Raw genomic sequence first — 16061 nt, forward strand, 5'->3', positions numbered from 1 at the left:
CGCACTCTGCGCGCCCCTGCGCGCCGAGACCTCCACTTCTGCTGCCTGATCCGCGCGCGACACAGCAAAAGTGGAGGTCTCGATGGAAAAGGGGCCGCGCGAAGGTGGGGCTAGTCGGGCCGCGCGAGGGCTAGAGAGCTGGGCCGCGCGAGGGTAGAGGGCGCGCGGGGCCTAGCTCGTGCGGCGGGCCGTCGCGGCGACGATCGCGATCTCCTGGGTGGCCAGTTCGCGCGTCTCGACGGGATCGGTGGCGACGCTCTCCTCGGCCATACGGTGACGATGCGACCGCAGCATCCACACTCCGGCGATTGCCGCTGCGAGGATGCCGGAGGCGGCCCCGATGCCGAGCGACCACCGGGGGCCGAACTCGTTCGCCACCCAGCCGACGATCGGCGCGCCGATGGGCGTTCCCCCGACGAAGATCGCCATGTAGAGAGCCATCACCCGGCCGCGCATCATGGGTGCGGTTGTGGTTTGCACGTAGGCGTTGGCCGTATTCATCATGGTGAGGGATGACGCGCCGACGAAGATCAGCACGACCGCGAAGAGACCGTAGCTGGGGGCGACGGCGGCGAGGATGCACAGCATGCCGAACGCGGCGGCGGCGATGATCACGACACCCAGGCGTGCGCGTTCGCGGCGGGCGGCCAGCAGCGACCCCACGACGGCGCCCACCGCCATGATCGACGACAGGAACCCGAACTCGGTCGCGCCCAGGCTGAACTCGACAGTGGACATGGTGGAGATGAAGATGGGGAAGTTGAAGCCGAAGGTGCCGACGAGAGACACCATCACGAGCACCACGAGAATGTCTTTGCGGCCGATGACGTAGCTAAGGCCATCCCGAATCTGGCCTTTTGCCTTCGACAGTTTCGGGGTGGCGACGAGCTGGTGGCGGCGGATGAACACGAGCGACAGCAGCACGCCCGCGAATGACACCCCGTTGATGATGAACAGCGGGCCGGAGCCGATCCACGCGATGAGCACCCCGGCGAGGGCGGGGCCGATCAGGCGCGCACTCTGGAACGAGGTGGAGTTGAGCGCGACGGCGTTGGAGAGGTCGGCGTCGGTGACCAGCTCTGAGACGAAGGCCTGACGGACGGGAGCGTCGATGGCCGTGGTCACCCCGAGCAGCAGTGCGAAGGCGTAGAGGTGCCAGAGTTGCGCGTGACCGGCGATCACGAGCACGCCCATGCCGAGTGCGAGCCCACACTGGGCGGCCTGCGTCCACATGAGCACTCGGCGCCGGTCGAACCTGTCGGCGATCAGGCCCGAGATGGGCATGAGGAGGAGGACGGGCCCGAACTGCAGTGCCATCGTGATGCCGAGGGCCGCAGCGTCGTGGTCGGTCAGCTCGGTCAGCACGATCCAGTCCTGGGCGGTGCGCTGCATCCATGATCCGGTGTTCGACACCAGGGCGCCGGCGAACCACAGGCGGTAGTTGAAGATCCTCAGAGATCGGAACATGGCGCTCAAGAGTCGGCGAGCTCCCGGAGGATCGGGGCCGCGACGATGAGAGCGTCACGCTGTTCGGGCGGCAGTGAGTCGAGTCGCTGGGCGAACCAGGCCGCCCGCCGCCGTCTGGTCTCTCTCGCGATCTCGAGCCCGGCATCCGTCGCCTCGATCACGACCTTGCGCCCATCGTCGGGGGAGGGGTGCCGCGTCGCGAGGCCCGCTTTGACCAGTGCGTTGACGGTCCGGTTCATGGATGGAGGGGTCACCCGCTCGTGCTCACTGAGCGAGGTGAGGGTTTGCGCGCCCTCTTTCCACAGCACGAAGATCACCGAGAGCTGCCCGTCGCTCAGGTCGCCGTCGGCGCGTTCGAGCCGCATGCGGCGAACGAGGCGCATCAGGGCGATGCGCAAATCATCGTTTAGTGCTTCATCCATATTTCGTTAGCATAGCAAATTAGTTACGCTAACGAAAATCGACCTACACGAACGGATCCGGCGTCAGCGTGTATTTCGACTGAAGGTATTCGTGGATGCCTTCTGCGCCACCCTCGCGCCCCAAACCCGACATCTTCCAGCCGCCAAAGGGTGCGGCAGCGTTGGAGACAACCCCGGTGTTCAGCCCCATCATTCCGGTCTCCAGCCGCTCGATCATGCGCTGTCCCCTCGCGAGGTTCTCGGTGTAGACGTAAGAAATGAGGCCATACTCGGTGTCGTTGGCGATGCGGACAGCGTCGTGCTCGTCATCGAAGGCGACGATTGCCAGCACGGGACCAAAGATCTCTTCGCGCAGGATGTCGCTGCCGGGCTGTACGTCGCTGATCACCGTGGGTTCGAAGAACGTCCCCTCCCTGGCGGTCGCGTGTCCGCCGGTTCGAAGGGTGGCGCCGCGAGCGAGGGCATCGTCAACGAGTTGCACAGCCTTGGCCACCGCTCGATCATCGATAAGCGGCCCGATGTCGACACCGGATTCGGTTCCCCGTCCCATGGTGAACGTCTTCACCCGCTCCGTGACCCGTCGAGTGAATTCCTCGACGACACCGCGTTGAACGATGAACCGATTGCCGGCCGTGCAGGCCTGACCGATATTGCGGAACTTTGCGGCTATGGCCCCATCCACAGCGCGGTCGAGGTCGGCATCGTCGAACACCACGAATGGTGCATTTCCACCCAGTTCCATCGAGGTGCGCAGCACTCCATGGGCGGCTTGCGCCATGAGGCTTTGCCCCACCGGGGTGGAGCCGGTGAACGACAGTTTTCTCAGGCGCGGGTCGCGGATGATGGGCTCAGACAGGGCGCCTGACTCGCTGGTGGTGACGACGTTGACGACACCTTTCGGCAGGCCCGCCTCCTCGAGAAGTTTCACAAAGAACATCGTGGATAGCGGCGTCAGTGCCGCAGGTTTGATGACCACAGTGCACCCGGCGGCAAGCGCGGGGCCGACCTTGCGCGTAGCCATCGCGAGGGGAAAGTTCCAGGGGGTGATGAGAAAGCACGGTCCGACCGGATGTTGCGTGACGATCATGCGGCCGGTTCCCTCGGGGTTCGATCCGTAGCGCCCCTGCACGCGCACAGTTTCTTCGCTGAACCAGCGAAGGAACTCCCCGCCGTACGCGACCTCGCGGCGTGCCTCTGCCAGCGGTTTTCCCATCTCCATCGTCATGAGAAGAGCGAATTCTTCTTCGCGCTCCATCAGGAGGTCGTAGGTGCGTCGCAGCATTTCGGCGCGCTCCCGGGCGGGAGTGCGGGACCACGCCGGGAAGGCCGCATCCGCCGCATCGAGGGCCGCCATGCCGTCGGCGGGGGTGGCATCGGCAATGGTCTTGATCGTTCGCCCGGTTGAGGGGTCTGTCACGTCGAGCGTTCTCCCGCTGGACGCGGCTCGCCACTCGCCTCCGATAAACAGACCGTGTGGCACCTGTGCCAGAAGGCTGGCTTCCTGGTTCTCGTTCATGCGTCTCCTCCGGCAGCGATCGAGACTGCAGCACGCCGCCTCCGTTGGATCGTATACGATCACGACCGTGAAGAGAAGTCATACGCGGGATTGTCCTGATGCACGGGAGCGTGGGGCGGCGGGGCGGGGCTAGGGTGGACGAATGTCGACCCCAACGGGAAGGGAAGCCCTCCTTCGTGCGACCATCACCGTCGTCGCCCGTGGTGGACTGCCGGAGCTGACCTATCGGTCCGTTGCGTCCGAAGCTGGCGTTTCGCACGGATTGGTGAGACATCATTTCGGCACGCGCGACGCGCTGCTGTCCGAAGCGCTCGAGTTCGCCGTCAACGAGAGCCTGAGCGAATCCAACATGTTGGCTCCGCTGTCGGATGCGTCGACTTTCGGCGAGGGCATTGATGACCTTGCGGTGCGCGATGCCACGCTGCAGGCCTTCCAATACGAGTTGCTGCTCGCGTCTCGTAGCCGTCCCGAGTTTCAGCCCCTGGTTCAGCGCTACTACTCTGCGTACCGCGACGCAGCGGCAGCTCGCCTCAGCGATCTTGGTGTGACCGACCAATCGGTCGTCGACATGATTTGGTTTTGTCTCGACGGATTGGTCTTCAAGGGCCTCATCAATCCGGACGCCGACGAGGGCAACCGGGTCATGGCGCGCATCCGAAAACTGATCATCGATGAGGCTCCAGCGCGAGGCTGAGCCGGAAAAAAGTTTTGGCTATCCATTTGGATAGTGTTAGCCTGACCGCACCTGACAACCAAAGGCGGTTCAGAATGGCATCTCGCGATAATTCCCCCACAGTTTCGATCGTCGGCGCCGGTTTTGCCGGCCTCATTGCGGCGCGAGAGCTGGAAGCGGCCGGAGTCACGGTGTCGATCTTCGAAGCCCGCGATCGAATCGGGGGGCGAGCCTGGACCGCGCCGGGCCTGGGCCACACCCTGGAAATGGGGGCGACCTGGGTGCACTGGATGCAGCCCTTCATCTGGACTGAAATCGCCCGGTACGGTCAAACCATCTATCCCAGCCCCGTCGCAGACCGCGCATACTGGCTCAGCGACGGTCAGGTGCACGAGGGCACCGAAGCTGAGCTCGACGAGAAGCTCGTGGCGCCTCAGGCGAAGATCTTTGAGGGATCTCGCGACATGTTCCCCTACCCGCACGACCCGCTGCACATCTTCGAACACGACGCCCCCGAAGGCGTGCGCGACGCGTTCCGTGCAGCCGATGAGGGAAGCGTGCTCGACGCGCTGCGCGGGGGCGACTTCACGCAGGAGCAGATCGACCTGGCAGACGCCTACTGGTCAGCTGGCTACAACGGACACACCGCGACCGCCTCGCCCCTCATGGCCAAGCACTGGGCAGCGCTGAGCGATCATCGCCTCTCGCTGCTCGACGAACAGACGCTGCGGTTCAAGCTCACCAACGGAATGCGCGGAATCTACGAGGGCATTGCGGCAGACCTCCGCACGGAAGTCGAGCTGAATTGTCCGGTGGTGTCGGTCGAGCACGGTGCCGGCTCAGCGAGCATCACTCTTCAGGACGGGCGCACGATCGAGAGCGATGCCGTGATCGTCACTTCGCCTCTCGGTGCGCTGCGTCACCTCGAGTTCAGTCCAGCCCTCAGCGCTCAACAGCAGAAGGTTATTGACGAAGGCTTCAACTGCACGGGATTCAAGATCTGGATGAAGGTTGCCGGCCATCAGTCGATCATTGCCTACGCGCCGACCGGCAACCCGCTCGCGCTGATTCGTTCGGAATACTTCCTCGACGACGACACGACCATCATCGTCGGGTTCGGTCCCGACCACGCCACAATCGACCTGAATGACGCCGATGCTGTGCAGGAAATTGTGCGGCGATGGCGCCCTGACCTCGAGGTCATCGAGTCGACGGGTCATGACTGGGTGGCCGACAAGTGGTCGGGCCAAACGTGGGCGACGCCCCGATCCGGGCAATTCCTCGAAGGGTGGAACCTCTTTCGTGGCGCTGGGTCAAGGCTGCGCTTCGCCGGAGCCGACTGGGCCAACGGATGGAATGGCGTTGTAGTGGATGGTGCCATTGAGAGCGGCATCACCACGGCGCGGGGCCTGATCGCCGAGTTCCGGTCTCTCAACCACTGACGGCAGCATCCTGTTGTTATCGTCACGACGCGGCGTATGATCGGCTTCACGATCGTATACGGTGTTGTTGCGATCTGAGATCGAGGTGATGAACGTGCTGACAAGTTCCAGGCCTGATGTCGTCTCCACGACGCTCGCACGAAGCATCAGCGAGTTTCGGTCAGCCGTCAACGAGTCGTTCGTTCCTCTGCACATCACCAGCAACCACGCCGACCACTTTCGGGCAGTGCTCAGGGGCGCGGGCAGCGATGACATCCACGTTACGGATGTCCGTGCTACCGATCACACGGTCGAGCGCACCCCCGAGCTGATTGCCCGTGACGATCGTGCCTTCTTTAAGGTGAGCCTCATGCTTGCCGGCACCGGACTCCTGATCCAGGACAATCGGGAGGCGGTGCTGCAGGTGGGCGATCTGGCCGTCTACGACACCAGCCGCCCTTACTCACTCGTCTTCGATGAGAACTTTCGCACCATGGTCGTGATGTTCCCACAGCACCTCATCAACCTTCCGCCAGCGGTTGTGGGGGAGCTCACCGCGGTGCGCATCTCGGGATCCGAGGGTCTCGGAGCCGTGGTCGCGCCCTACCTCACGCAACTGGCGGCGAATCTGGATCAGATCTCCGGTGCGACCGGGGCAAGCCTTACGCACAGCGCCCTCGATCTCGTCACGGCCGTGTTCACCCGCGAGCTCGGCCTTGACGACGCATCCGCCGACCCCCATCGAACACTCGTGCACCGCATTCGGGGCTACATCGACAACCATCTCGCGTCGACAGACCTCAGCCCCTCATCCATCGCAGCCGCTCATTACATCTCAACGCGCCACCTGCACGTGCTCTTTCAGGAGCAGGGGATGACGGTCTCCACCTGGATCCGCTCACGACGGCTCGAACGGTGCCGACGCGATCTCGTCGATCCCGCATTCGCCGACCGACCTGTGGCCGCGGTAGCGGCACGATGGGGCTTTGTCGACGCAGCGCACTTCAGTCGTGCCTTCAAAACGGTTTATGACGTGGCGCCCAGCGAGTACCGTTCAACCCACTGATCCACGCTTTCTGCGCTTGGCTCGCGCCTACATTCCGGCGTGATCGAACGCGAGGGTCGGAACATCGACGATATGCGCCCCGCCATCCACCACGAGCACTGCGCCGGTCATGTATGACGATTCGGCAGATCCGAGAAACCGGGCCACCGAGGCGATTTCCGAGGGCTGGGCTGGGCGCCGCAGCGGAACGTCGGCGGTGACCGTCTCGTAGGCCTTCTCGCGCGAGTCGAGGCCCGCGTGCGATGCGAACTCATCCATTTCGTCGTCGGCCATCGGGGTTTGTACCCAGCCCGGGCAGATCGCGTTGACCCGGACGCCTGAGCGCCCGTAGTCACGGGCCAGTGTCTTCGTGAGTCCGATGAGTGCGTGCTTCCCTACGGTGTAGCCGGCGACCGACGGGCCAGCGAATAGTCCCGCCAGGGACGAAATGATGACGATCTGCCCCTTCGCTTCGACGAGCGATGGAAGGCATTCCCGTGCCATCGTGAAAGCCGTCGTCAGATTGGCTCGTAACGCCGCCTCCCACGCTGCGTCGTCGGTGTCACCGACGGGACTGAACCCATGTCCACCAGCGTTGGCGACGAAGACATCGAGGCGGCCGAACTTCGCCAGGATCGACTGCACCGCACCTCGTGCGGCTTCACCGTCGGCCGCGTCGGCGACGACCGCCATCGCGCCCAGCGACGTCGCGATCCGTTCCAGTGGTTCGCGACGGCGCCCGATCACCACAACGTGCGCTCCCTCTGCGGAAAAGCGCTCGGCGATCGCCGCTCCGATTCCCGTTCCACCGCCGGTGATCACGACTACCTTGCCGGTGAGCGTCGATCCTGATGTCGTCATGGTGATCCGTCTCGCTTTCTACGCTGGAAAATTCGATCGGGCGCTGTACCCAAAGTCACTGATGACCGCCGTCGCATTCACCGCGCGGGACCGCGGTGAAAGCAGGAACAGGATCTGGTCGGCGACCTCGGCCGCCGTGTGCACGGGGTAGCCCATGCGGCTGAATCCCTCGGGAAGATCGAGATCGTCTCTGCTCATCCCGGTATCCACGATCGAGGGGCACAGCGCGTTCACACGGATGCCCTGGTCGGCCACCTCAACGGCGAGCGCTCGCGCCAATTGCACGACGGCAGCCTTCGAGGCGCAATACGGCACCATCCCACTAGCAGCGACCAGTGCCGAATCGCTGGCGACCAGAACAATGGATGCCGCGGAAGAAGTCGTGAGCGCGGGCAGTGCGTGCTTCAGCGCGAGAAAATTTCCCGCCACATTGACCGCGAACACCTCGTTCCACTCGGCGAGCGTGGTGTCGATGAGCGATCTGCCGACGGGGCCCGATATTCCGGCACAGCCGACCAGAAAATCGAGGCTACCCAGGTTATCCGTGGCGCGAGCGACGGCATCCGCGACACTGGCTTCGTCGGTTACGTCCGCCGCGACGGGATAGACGGCATCTGTGGTGTCCCACATGCCGGTGAGCGCCCGGGAATCCCTGTCGAGCACTGCCACCCGCACGCCCTCCCGCACCAGCGCTGCGACGACGGCTGCGCCGATGCCCCCGGCGCCGCCAGTGACGATCGCCGTGCGACCTGCTAGCCCGAGTTCCATTGTCGTCCCGCTTTCGTGGTGAGTGACTGCTTCCTCGCAATCATCCACAGTCCGCTGTGGTCGTGCGGCGTCCCTGCGCTTCAGGAGCACCGCTGTGCGCTGTGAATCAACTGCTAAGTCCTTCCGCCGAGCACAATCGGATTCGACGGTCATACGACCGCCGCACCACGCCTCGCGCAAAGGAGCCGACGTGACCAACCCGAATGTCAACACCACCCTTCGGAAAAATGCCCTCGGAGTCGCCGGGATCGTTTTTCTTGTTCTAGCAGCGGTGGCACCGCTGACCGGCATCGTCGTCGTGGCTTCGATAGCCATCGCACTGGGTAACGGCGGCGGCACGCCGGCATCGTTCTTCATCGTCGCGATTATTCTGCTGTTCTTCGCGATCGGCTATGCGCAAATGTCGAAGCAACTGGCCAATTCCGGCGGATTCTATGCGTTCGTCGTTAAGGGACTGGGACGCACCGGGGGGCTCGTCGCAGGCTTCATTGCGACGCTCGGCTACAACTTCTTCGTCGTCGGCACCATCGGCACGAGCGGCTTCTTCATGCAGATCATCGTCGCCGAGCTCACCGGATTCGATATGAACTGGTACATCTGGGGCCTGTTGTCCATCATCATCGCGTTCCTCATGGCGCGCACGGGGGTGGACTTCAGCTCGAAGGTGCTGGGGGTCTCTCTCATCCTCGAGGTCGCCATTCTGGTGGTCTTCGATGTCGCCGTGCTGGTGCAAACCGGTTATGACGTGTCATCGTTCAGCCCTGAGGCGATCTTCTCGGGGTCGCTTCCGATCGGTCTATTGCTCGCGGCCACCGGCTTCCTGGGTTTCGAGGCAACAGCACTCTTCAGTGAGGAGGCGCGGAATCCGCTGAAGACGATTCCGCGCGCCACGTATACGGCGATCATCGCGATCGGCATCATCCTCGGTGTCACCACGTGGGCTGTCGTCAGCGCAACGGGAGTCGCTCAGGCGCAGGATGTCGCGCTCGAGCACCTTCCCACCGGTGATCTTATCTTCACCCTCTCCGCGACCTACCTCGGCCCGGTGACGACCACGATCATGGAAATTCTGCTCCTCGTGAGCCTCTTCGCGGCAATGCTCGCGTTTCACAACTCCGCGACGCGCTACCTCTACTCATTGGGCCGCGCTCGAGTGCTTCCTCACGCGTTGGCCAGGACACGTTCCAACGGAGCGCCGCAGCTGGCCGGCATCGTTCAGGGCTCGTTCGCTGCGGTTGTCGCCCTCTTCTTCCTCATTGCCGGGCTGGATCCGATCGTCAACCTGGTTCCCGCCATGCTGGGCTTCGGAACCCTGGCCATTCTTGTCCTGCAAGGTCTTGCCGCACTCGCGATTGTCGTGCACTTTCGCCGAGCGAACGATCCGCGCTGGTGGAGCACGTTCATCGCACCGGGAATCGGTTTCCTCGGGCTTTCGATGATCATCATCCTTGCTGTCCTGAATTTCGATGTCGTCGCCGGTTCCAGCGAACCTCTCATCCTGCTCATGCCGCTGTTGCTGGTGCTGGCCCTAATAGGCGGCATCGTCTACGGGGTCTACCTGAAGAGGTCCAAGCCGGCCGTCTACGAAGGTCTAGCGACCGACATTGAGAAGTTCAATGCGCATGTTCCAGCTGACTCAGCTGAACGCGCTAATTCACTGTGAACCAGAAAATAGAGAAGGAGCATTTCATGACCAACGGTCTCAACCTGTCAGACACCACAACCTGGCTTCCGCTGGACGGCCTGGCCCCAGGGTTCGATGCGAGCAAAGCCGAGTTGAGTACCGCGCTCGAGGGCAAGACATTCACCACCGTCGATGACCGTGGTACTCGGGTAACGCACACGTTCGGCCCTGGCACCGTCTCGTGGAACTACCGACCAGGTGAAGGTGACGATATCGAGGCCGCTTCGCACACCGACACGTGCGAGGTCATTGAGGTCGACGACGACCTGTTCTACGCACAGTTTCACCACGAATATCGACCCACCGAGGCCGTCTCGCTGATTCTCGACCTACGCAGTGGGCGTTCCCTTTCGATCATCAGCGTTCTTGGGGAGAAGACCACTGCGCAGGTCGCTGTGCAGCACGTGTTCACCCCCGGTCGTCTCGAAGAGCTGGGTCAGAGTGGCGAAGCTCCAGCGCCGACGATGGAGCTGGTGGGTCGCCGCGTGCTCTGGGTCTACTCAAGCGAGCACGCCTACGAGCACCTGTACCTGTCACCCCACTGGTACACGTGGCAGTGTCTGGCTGGCCCCGAGCAGGGTCTCGCCGACACCGACGAGAACTCAGTGTGGATGATTCGACCGGGCATCTACGTGTTCACCTGGCGGGAGAAGGTCATCCCGTGCGGTTCGGTGACGATCGCCGACCACCGCGACCAGAAGTCGATACGGTCGCACGGCGTACTGTTCGGCGAAGGCGAGAACGGAGCAGCTCCGACGCACTTCACCTTCGGCGCCCACGGGCGGCTGCTGTCCAACACCGTCCATCCGGTCGAGTACGACCCTTCAAGGCCGCTCGAGCGCTGACAGGTTGGTGACCCGTTCTGGGTCGTGAACTGAAAAGACCTCCTGGGTGGTGAGTTGTCACACACCCAGGAGGTCTTTCTGGCTCTCGCGATTCATCGCGAGGGCGTAGTGCCTCAGCCGTTGATGATCTGGGGGACGGCGACGGACTTCAGTCCCTCAACACCAAACTCGAGCCCGTACCCGGAGCCTTTGACCCCGCCAAACGGGATCATCGGGTGCACTCCGCCGTGCGAATTGATCCACACGGTGCCGGATTGGATGCGCGTCGCGATCTTGCGCGCTTCGTCCCGGTCACCCCACACCGATGCGCCAAGACCGAACTCGAGTTGGTTCGCGCTGGCGATCGCCTCCTCCACATCGGAGTATCGGATGATCGGAAGCACGGGCCCGAACTGCTCCTCATCGACAAGTGCGACGCCATCCGCGACATCGGCGACCAGGGTGGGCTGGTAGAACAGTTCGCCCAGCTCGGAAGCCGGTGCGCCTCCGGTGACGATCCGACCGCCGTTCGCCCTGGCGTCATCCACGAGCCTCGCGACGATGTCGAACTGTGCCTTGTTCTGCAGGGGCCCGAGCACGTTCTTCTCGTCGAGTCCGTTACCCATCGGGGTCTGTTCCACGACGTCTTTCAGTGCGTCCACGACCTCGTTGTAGATCGAGTCGTGCACATAGAGGCGTTTGAGCGCCGCACAGGTCTGGCCGGTGTTGATAAACGCGCCCCAGAAGAGATCCTGGGCGATGGCTTTGGGATCAGCGCCTGGCAGTACGATTCCCGCGTCATTCCCGCCGAGTTCGAGAGTGAGGCGGGCGAGGTTGCCAGCGGAACTTTCGATGATCTTGCGGCCCGTCGCAGTGGACCCCGTGAACATCACCTTGTCGATATTCGGGTGGGCGGCAAGCCGTGCCCCCACTTCCCGGTCACCCGAGACCCCGATGAGAACATCGGCCGGAAGCACATCGTTCATGACCGACAGCATGGCCAGCACGCTCAGTGGAGTGTTTTCGCTCGGCTTGACGACCACAGTGTTGCCCATGCGCAGGGCAGGGGCGATCTGCCAGATCCCGATCATCATCGGCCAGTTCCACGGCCCGATCGCGCCCACGACGCCAACTGCGCGGTAATGCATTTCGGCGTGGACCTCGCCATCGTCAACAACCACCTGCGGTTCCAGCACGGTCGCCGCAGTGGCACGGAGCCACCCCGAACACGCCCCCACCTCGAATCGAGCGTTGGGGCCGTTGAGCGGTTTGCCCTGTTCGCGCGAAAGCAGTCGCGCGAGAGCCTCAGCGTTCGCGTCGATGGCGTCTGCCGTCTTCATCAGCAGCGCAATGCGCTCGTCATGCCCGCGAGCCTCCCACCCGGGCTGCGCGGCTTTCGCGCGGGCGACGGCAGCATCGACATCCGAAATGTCCTGCACGGGAGCACGCCCGATAACCTCGCGAGTGGCGGCGTCGAGGATGTCGCGACCGGCGCCCTCCGCGGCCTGGATGCGGTCAAGGAGCGCGGTCTCGTCGAGCACCTGAGTGGAATCGGACATCAGTGTCTCCTTCATTGGTTCTGTGGAGGCACTATTTGCGCCAGCCTGCTGCCAGTCTGCGTTGAACGGCGCCGGGCGGGTTGTTGCACAGCGCGCCGTCGATGACTCTGGGCGAACCGTTCTGCACCGCTGGGTCGTAGACTGCTCGTGTCCGGCGCACGCATACCGTCGGTGCTCGAAAAAGGAGCACGCAGCCGTCCCCGTCATAACTGCGGGGGACGCGCGAGACACACACGGAATCATCCATCCGTCGTCGTCTCGAAAGGCCTCTGCCATGTCGACAGTCTCAGCCCACGTTGCCTCCACCCTCGCCCGCCACATCAGTGATGTCTTCGGGGTGATGGGCAACGGCAACGCCTACTTCCTCGACGCGCTCGAGAAGCAGTCCTCCGTGACCTTTACCGCAGTGCGCCACGAGGCCGGTGGGGTCGTCTCTGCCGACGCCTACTTCAGGGCGGGTGGAGGTATCGCCGCAGCGACCTCGACGTACGGTGCCGGCTTCACGAACACCCTGACGGCGCTCGCGGAGGCGGTGCAGGCGCACATTCCCCTCGTGCTCGTCGTGGGTGACGAGCCCACCTCCGGCCCACGGGCGTGGGATGTCGATCAGATCGCCCTGGCGTCAGCGATCGGTGCGCGCACCTACACGGTCGGGCGAGCGGATGCCGCTGCCACCACGCTCATCGCGATCGAGCACGCCCTGGCGTACCGCATCCCCGCCGTCCTCGCGATTCCGTACGACGTCGCTGCGCTCGAAGCCGGGCCGGTGCCGGAGACCACCGAGCCCCGGCTGCCCGAACCTCTTCAACCCCATGGACCCTTCACCGCCGCGTCCATACGTGAGCTTGCCGTGGCGCTATCGCAGGCTCAACGGCCGTTTCTGCTGGCCGGTCGCGGCGCGTGGCTTGCCGACGCGGGAGGCGCACTGGGGGAGCTGGCCGACGCAACCGGCGCACTGACGGCCGGCACGGCTCTCGGTCGTGGCGTCTTCCCGGACGACGGGCACGATCTCGGCGTGACAGGTGGTTTCGGTGCCGACGGCGCAATGCAACTCGTGCGTGACGCCGACGTGGCGGTCGTGTTCGGGGCATCCCTCAATCAATTCACCATGCGCTTCGGCGACCTCTTCGCGCCGGGTACGCGCGTGGTGCAGGTCGACACCGCGCCGGCCGCCACGCACCCGCACGTGGGTACCTATATTCGTGGCGACGCCAGGGTGGTCGCGCGGGAGCTGCTGAGTGAGCTGCGCGAAATCGGTACGGCGGCGGCGGGATGGCGAGACTCGGTCAACGTAGCTGCCGCGAGGTCGTATCCGCGCGGAGACGACAGCGCCCCGGACGGCCGACTCGATCCCCGTTCGGTCGCGGTCCGCATCGGTGAGCTTCTGCCGGATGACCGGGTCGTCGTGTCGGACGGCGGGCACTTCATCGGCTGGGCGAACATGTATTGGACAGTTGCGGCGCCCGACCGAATGATCATGGTCGGAACCGCGTTCCAGTCGATCGGGCTCGGATTTGCTTCAGTGCCAGGCGCGGCTCTGGCCAGGCCGGAGTCGACGGTCGTGCTGACCACCGGCGATGGCGGCGGTCTCATGGCCCTCGCCGATCTCGAGTCGGCGGTCAGGGCTGCCGGCGGAAGAGGGCTTGCGGTCGTCTGGAACGACGCCGCCTACAGCGCCGAGGTGCACCTCTATGGGCGCAAGGGATTGGCCGAAGCGCCGATGCTCATTCCCGAGGTGAACTTCGCCGGTCTCGCCGAGGCCGTCGGCGCGGAGGGTGTCATCGTGCGGGAGTTGGCCGACCTGGATCGATTGGCAGAATGGGTGACGATCCCGGCTTCGGAGCGGCGCTTCCTCCTGCTCGATCTTCGGATCTCCGGTGACGTGGTCGCGCCGTATCAGGAAGAGATCATTCGCGTGAATTCGCCGGCGTCAGGTTCTGCGCAAAGAAAGCGGTGAGCTCGCCGGTCGCTGTGAGCGGCAAGACGTGCGCAACGTATTGGTCCGGGCGCACGACCACGACGGCGCCAGCTCGCGAGATCGCCCGAGCATCGAAGATGTCGTCGGTCGGGTCGACCGCATAGGCCTTTTCCCAGTCGGTCAACTCGAGCGGCCCGGTCTTCGGCAGGAACGTCCCGGGCACCCGTGCAATGTCGACATTGTCGAAGCTCTGCTGGTAGACCACCTTGACGTCGAGGACACTGTCGACGTCAGTGCCGTGCGGGGTGTGGCGCACCACAGGAGAATCGGGTGAGGTCGACAGCCATCGAGCCCAGTCGGAGAGCGCGGAGTCTTCGCCCGAGGCCGGAGCGTCGGCGAACGCGTAGATGCGCCAACGGCCGTCAGCCCTCGCATGGTGTCCGAGGTGCTGGCTGTTGCCGTCAGAAACCCGGGTCACCGGCGATGACTTGAATCGCTTGCCGATCGGGAACCCCTCCGCCAGTCCCTGATGCTCCGCGTTGCCCACGATCATCGATGGCGTGTACTGGGTCATGAAGCCCGACGGAAAGTCCGAGGTCTTCAGGTAGTAGTCCGCCAGCTCGCCAGGGTCGGAGATATCTTCCGGTTTGCGAGCCATCAGGGTCGACCACTCCCGGTCGAAGTCGATGAGCTGTTGTGCCACCGGTTGACGCTCGGCCGAGAACGTTGACAGCAACGATTCGGGGCTGCGACCGGTGAGCACGTGACCCAGCTTCCATCCGAGGTTGAAGCCATCCTGCATCGACACGTTCATGCCCTGACCGGCTTTGGCGCTGTGGGTGTGGCAGGCGTCTCCGGTCAGGAACACCCGCGGGGTGCGATCGGAGTCAGCCGGTACATCGTCGAACTTGTCGGTGACTCGATGCCCGACCTCGTACACGCTGTGCCAGGCGACACTCTTCACGTCCAGTGTGTACGGGTGCAGGATCTGGTTCGCCCGCGCGATGATCGCATCGACCGAGGTCTCGCGCACGCGGTGCTTGTCATCCTCGGCCACCTCACCGAGGTCGATGTACATGCGGCTCAGATAGCCGCCCTCGCGAGGAATGTGAAGGATGTTGCCGGCCTCGGAGTTGATCGCACATTTGATGCGCCAGTCCGGGAAGTCGGTGTTGACCAGCACATCCATGACACCCCAGGCATGCAGCGACGCGGCACCCACATGCTTTCGTCCGATCGACTCACGCACGAGACTGCGTGCGCCGTCGCATCCCACCACATACTTTGCCCGCACAGACCGCACAGACCGCTCAGCCCCGTCGCCACCGGCGTGACGCAGCGTCACAGTCACGGGATGATCGCCAGTCTCGTTCACGGTGAGACCGCGGAACTCCAGGCCGTAGTCGACACCGATCCGGCCAGGGCCATGGTGTGCGGCCTCGGCGAAGTAGTCGAGCACCCGCGCCTGGTTGACGATCAGGTGCGGGAACTCGCTGATGAACTGCGCGTAGTCCTGGGTGCGTGACGTTCGGACGATGTTGCCGGGATTCTCCGGATCCGGGCTCCAGAAGTTCATGTGCGCGATGTTGTAGGCCTCGGCCACGATCTGGGGCGCGAATCCGAAGGCCTGGAACGTCTCGACGCTGCGCGGTTGGATGCCGTCTGCCTGACCGAGAGCGAGTCGACCTTCGCGTCGCTCGATGATGCGGGTCGTGACATCCGGGAACTGAGACATCTGTGCGGCAAGCAGCATGCCCGCGGGACCGCTGCCGACGATAAGCACGTCGACCTCGTCGGGAAGCTCCTGGGGCCGGTCAATCCCGGTGCCAGCGGCGGGGATGATGCGCGGGTCGCCCGACACATAGCCGTGATGATGAAACTGCATGGGGGCTCCTCAGCTCTT

Annotated in this window: 13 protein-coding genes; 6 read left to right on the forward strand and 7 right to left on the reverse strand. The window is 64.0% G+C overall.

Annotation, left to right across the window (positions count from 1 at the left end; all coding sequences use genetic code 11):
• Nucleotides 1-171: 171 nt before the first annotated feature.
• From QMG83_RS13620 to QMG83_RS13630, 3 genes are read right to left on the reverse strand one after another with little or no spacing between them, the layout of a single operon-like run.
• Nucleotides 172-1476 (reverse strand): MFS transporter, encoded by a 1305-nt coding sequence (locus QMG83_RS13620; RefSeq protein ID WP_502949038.1) that lies wholly within the window; start codon nucleotides 1474-1476, stop codon nucleotides 172-174.
• Nucleotides 1473-1889, reverse strand: coding sequence for a MarR family winged helix-turn-helix transcriptional regulator (locus tag QMG83_RS13625; RefSeq protein ID WP_283505960.1), 417 nt, complete (start codon nucleotides 1887-1889; stop codon nucleotides 1473-1475). The genes QMG83_RS13620 and QMG83_RS13625 overlap by 4 nt, the downstream gene beginning before the upstream one ends.
• A 43-nt stretch (nucleotides 1890-1932) precedes the next feature.
• Nucleotides 1933-3405, reverse strand: coding sequence for an NAD-dependent succinate-semialdehyde dehydrogenase (locus QMG83_RS13630; protein WP_283505961.1), 1473 nt, complete (start codon nucleotides 3403-3405; stop codon nucleotides 1933-1935).
• A gap of 142 nt (nucleotides 3406-3547) precedes the next feature.
• On the opposite strand from QMG83_RS13630, the gene QMG83_RS13635 reads away from it, so the two are divergent.
• From QMG83_RS13635 to QMG83_RS13645, 3 genes are all read left to right on the forward strand, one after another.
• Nucleotides 3548-4099: a TetR/AcrR family transcriptional regulator gene (locus QMG83_RS13635; RefSeq protein WP_283505962.1), complete on the forward strand. Its 552-nt coding sequence runs from the start codon at nucleotides 3548-3550 to the stop codon at nucleotides 4097-4099.
• Between the two features lie 74 nt (nucleotides 4100-4173).
• Nucleotides 4174-5520 (forward strand): flavin monoamine oxidase family protein, encoded by a 1347-nt coding sequence (locus QMG83_RS13640; protein WP_283505963.1) that lies wholly within the window; start codon nucleotides 4174-4176, stop codon nucleotides 5518-5520.
• 88 nt (nucleotides 5521-5608) lie between these two features.
• Nucleotides 5609-6565, forward strand: a complete 957-nt coding sequence (locus tag QMG83_RS13645) for an AraC-like ligand-binding domain-containing protein (RefSeq protein WP_283506228.1) — start codon at nucleotides 5609-5611, stop codon at nucleotides 6563-6565.
• 27 nt (nucleotides 6566-6592) lie between these two features.
• Here the strand turns inward: QMG83_RS13645 and QMG83_RS13650 are convergent, their stop codons facing one another.
• Both QMG83_RS13650 and QMG83_RS13655 read right to left on the reverse strand, forming a co-directional pair.
• The gene (locus QMG83_RS13650; protein ID WP_283505964.1) at nucleotides 6593-7405 is read right to left on the reverse strand and encodes an SDR family NAD(P)-dependent oxidoreductase; all 813 of its coding nucleotides are present in this window, start codon (nucleotides 7403-7405) and stop codon (nucleotides 6593-6595) included.
• Between the two features lie 18 nt (nucleotides 7406-7423).
• Nucleotides 7424-8173: an SDR family NAD(P)-dependent oxidoreductase gene (locus tag QMG83_RS13655; RefSeq protein WP_283505965.1), complete on the reverse strand. Its 750-nt coding sequence runs from the start codon at nucleotides 8171-8173 to the stop codon at nucleotides 7424-7426.
• A gap of 190 nt (nucleotides 8174-8363) precedes the next feature.
• Here QMG83_RS13655 and QMG83_RS13660 point away from each other — a divergent pair, with 190 nt between their 5' ends.
• Both QMG83_RS13660 and QMG83_RS13665 read left to right on the forward strand, forming a co-directional pair.
• A complete protein-coding gene (locus QMG83_RS13660) occupies nucleotides 8364-9836 on the forward strand; it encodes an APC family permease (RefSeq protein ID WP_283505966.1) in 1473 nt (490 codons plus the stop codon).
• A gap of 26 nt (nucleotides 9837-9862) precedes the next feature.
• Nucleotides 9863-10702 (forward strand): molybdenum cofactor biosynthesis F family protein, encoded by an 840-nt coding sequence (locus QMG83_RS13665; protein ID WP_283505967.1) that lies wholly within the window; start codon nucleotides 9863-9865, stop codon nucleotides 10700-10702.
• Nucleotides 10703-10815: 113 nt separating this feature from the next.
• On the opposite strand, the gene QMG83_RS13670 is transcribed toward QMG83_RS13665, so the two are convergent.
• Nucleotides 10816-12240, reverse strand: a complete 1425-nt coding sequence (locus QMG83_RS13670) for an aldehyde dehydrogenase family protein (RefSeq protein WP_283505968.1) — start codon at nucleotides 12238-12240, stop codon at nucleotides 10816-10818.
• A 274-nt stretch (nucleotides 12241-12514) separates the two neighbouring features.
• Between QMG83_RS13670 and QMG83_RS13675 the strand changes: the two genes are divergently transcribed.
• Nucleotides 12515-14197, forward strand: a complete 1683-nt coding sequence (locus QMG83_RS13675; protein WP_283505969.1) for a thiamine pyrophosphate-binding protein — start codon at nucleotides 12515-12517, stop codon at nucleotides 14195-14197.
• Here QMG83_RS13675 and QMG83_RS13680 read toward each other — a convergent pair.
• A complete protein-coding gene (locus QMG83_RS13680) occupies nucleotides 14148-16043 on the reverse strand; it encodes an FAD-binding monooxygenase (protein WP_283505970.1) in 1896 nt (631 codons plus the stop codon). The two genes, QMG83_RS13675 and QMG83_RS13680, sit on opposite strands and share 50 nt — an antisense overlap.
• Between the last annotated feature and the right edge of the window lie 18 nt (nucleotides 16044-16061).

The sequence above is a fragment of the Salinibacterium sp. G-O1 genome (assembly GCF_030063305.1).
Lineage (GTDB): Bacteria > Actinomycetota > Actinomycetes > Actinomycetales > Microbacteriaceae > Rhodoglobus.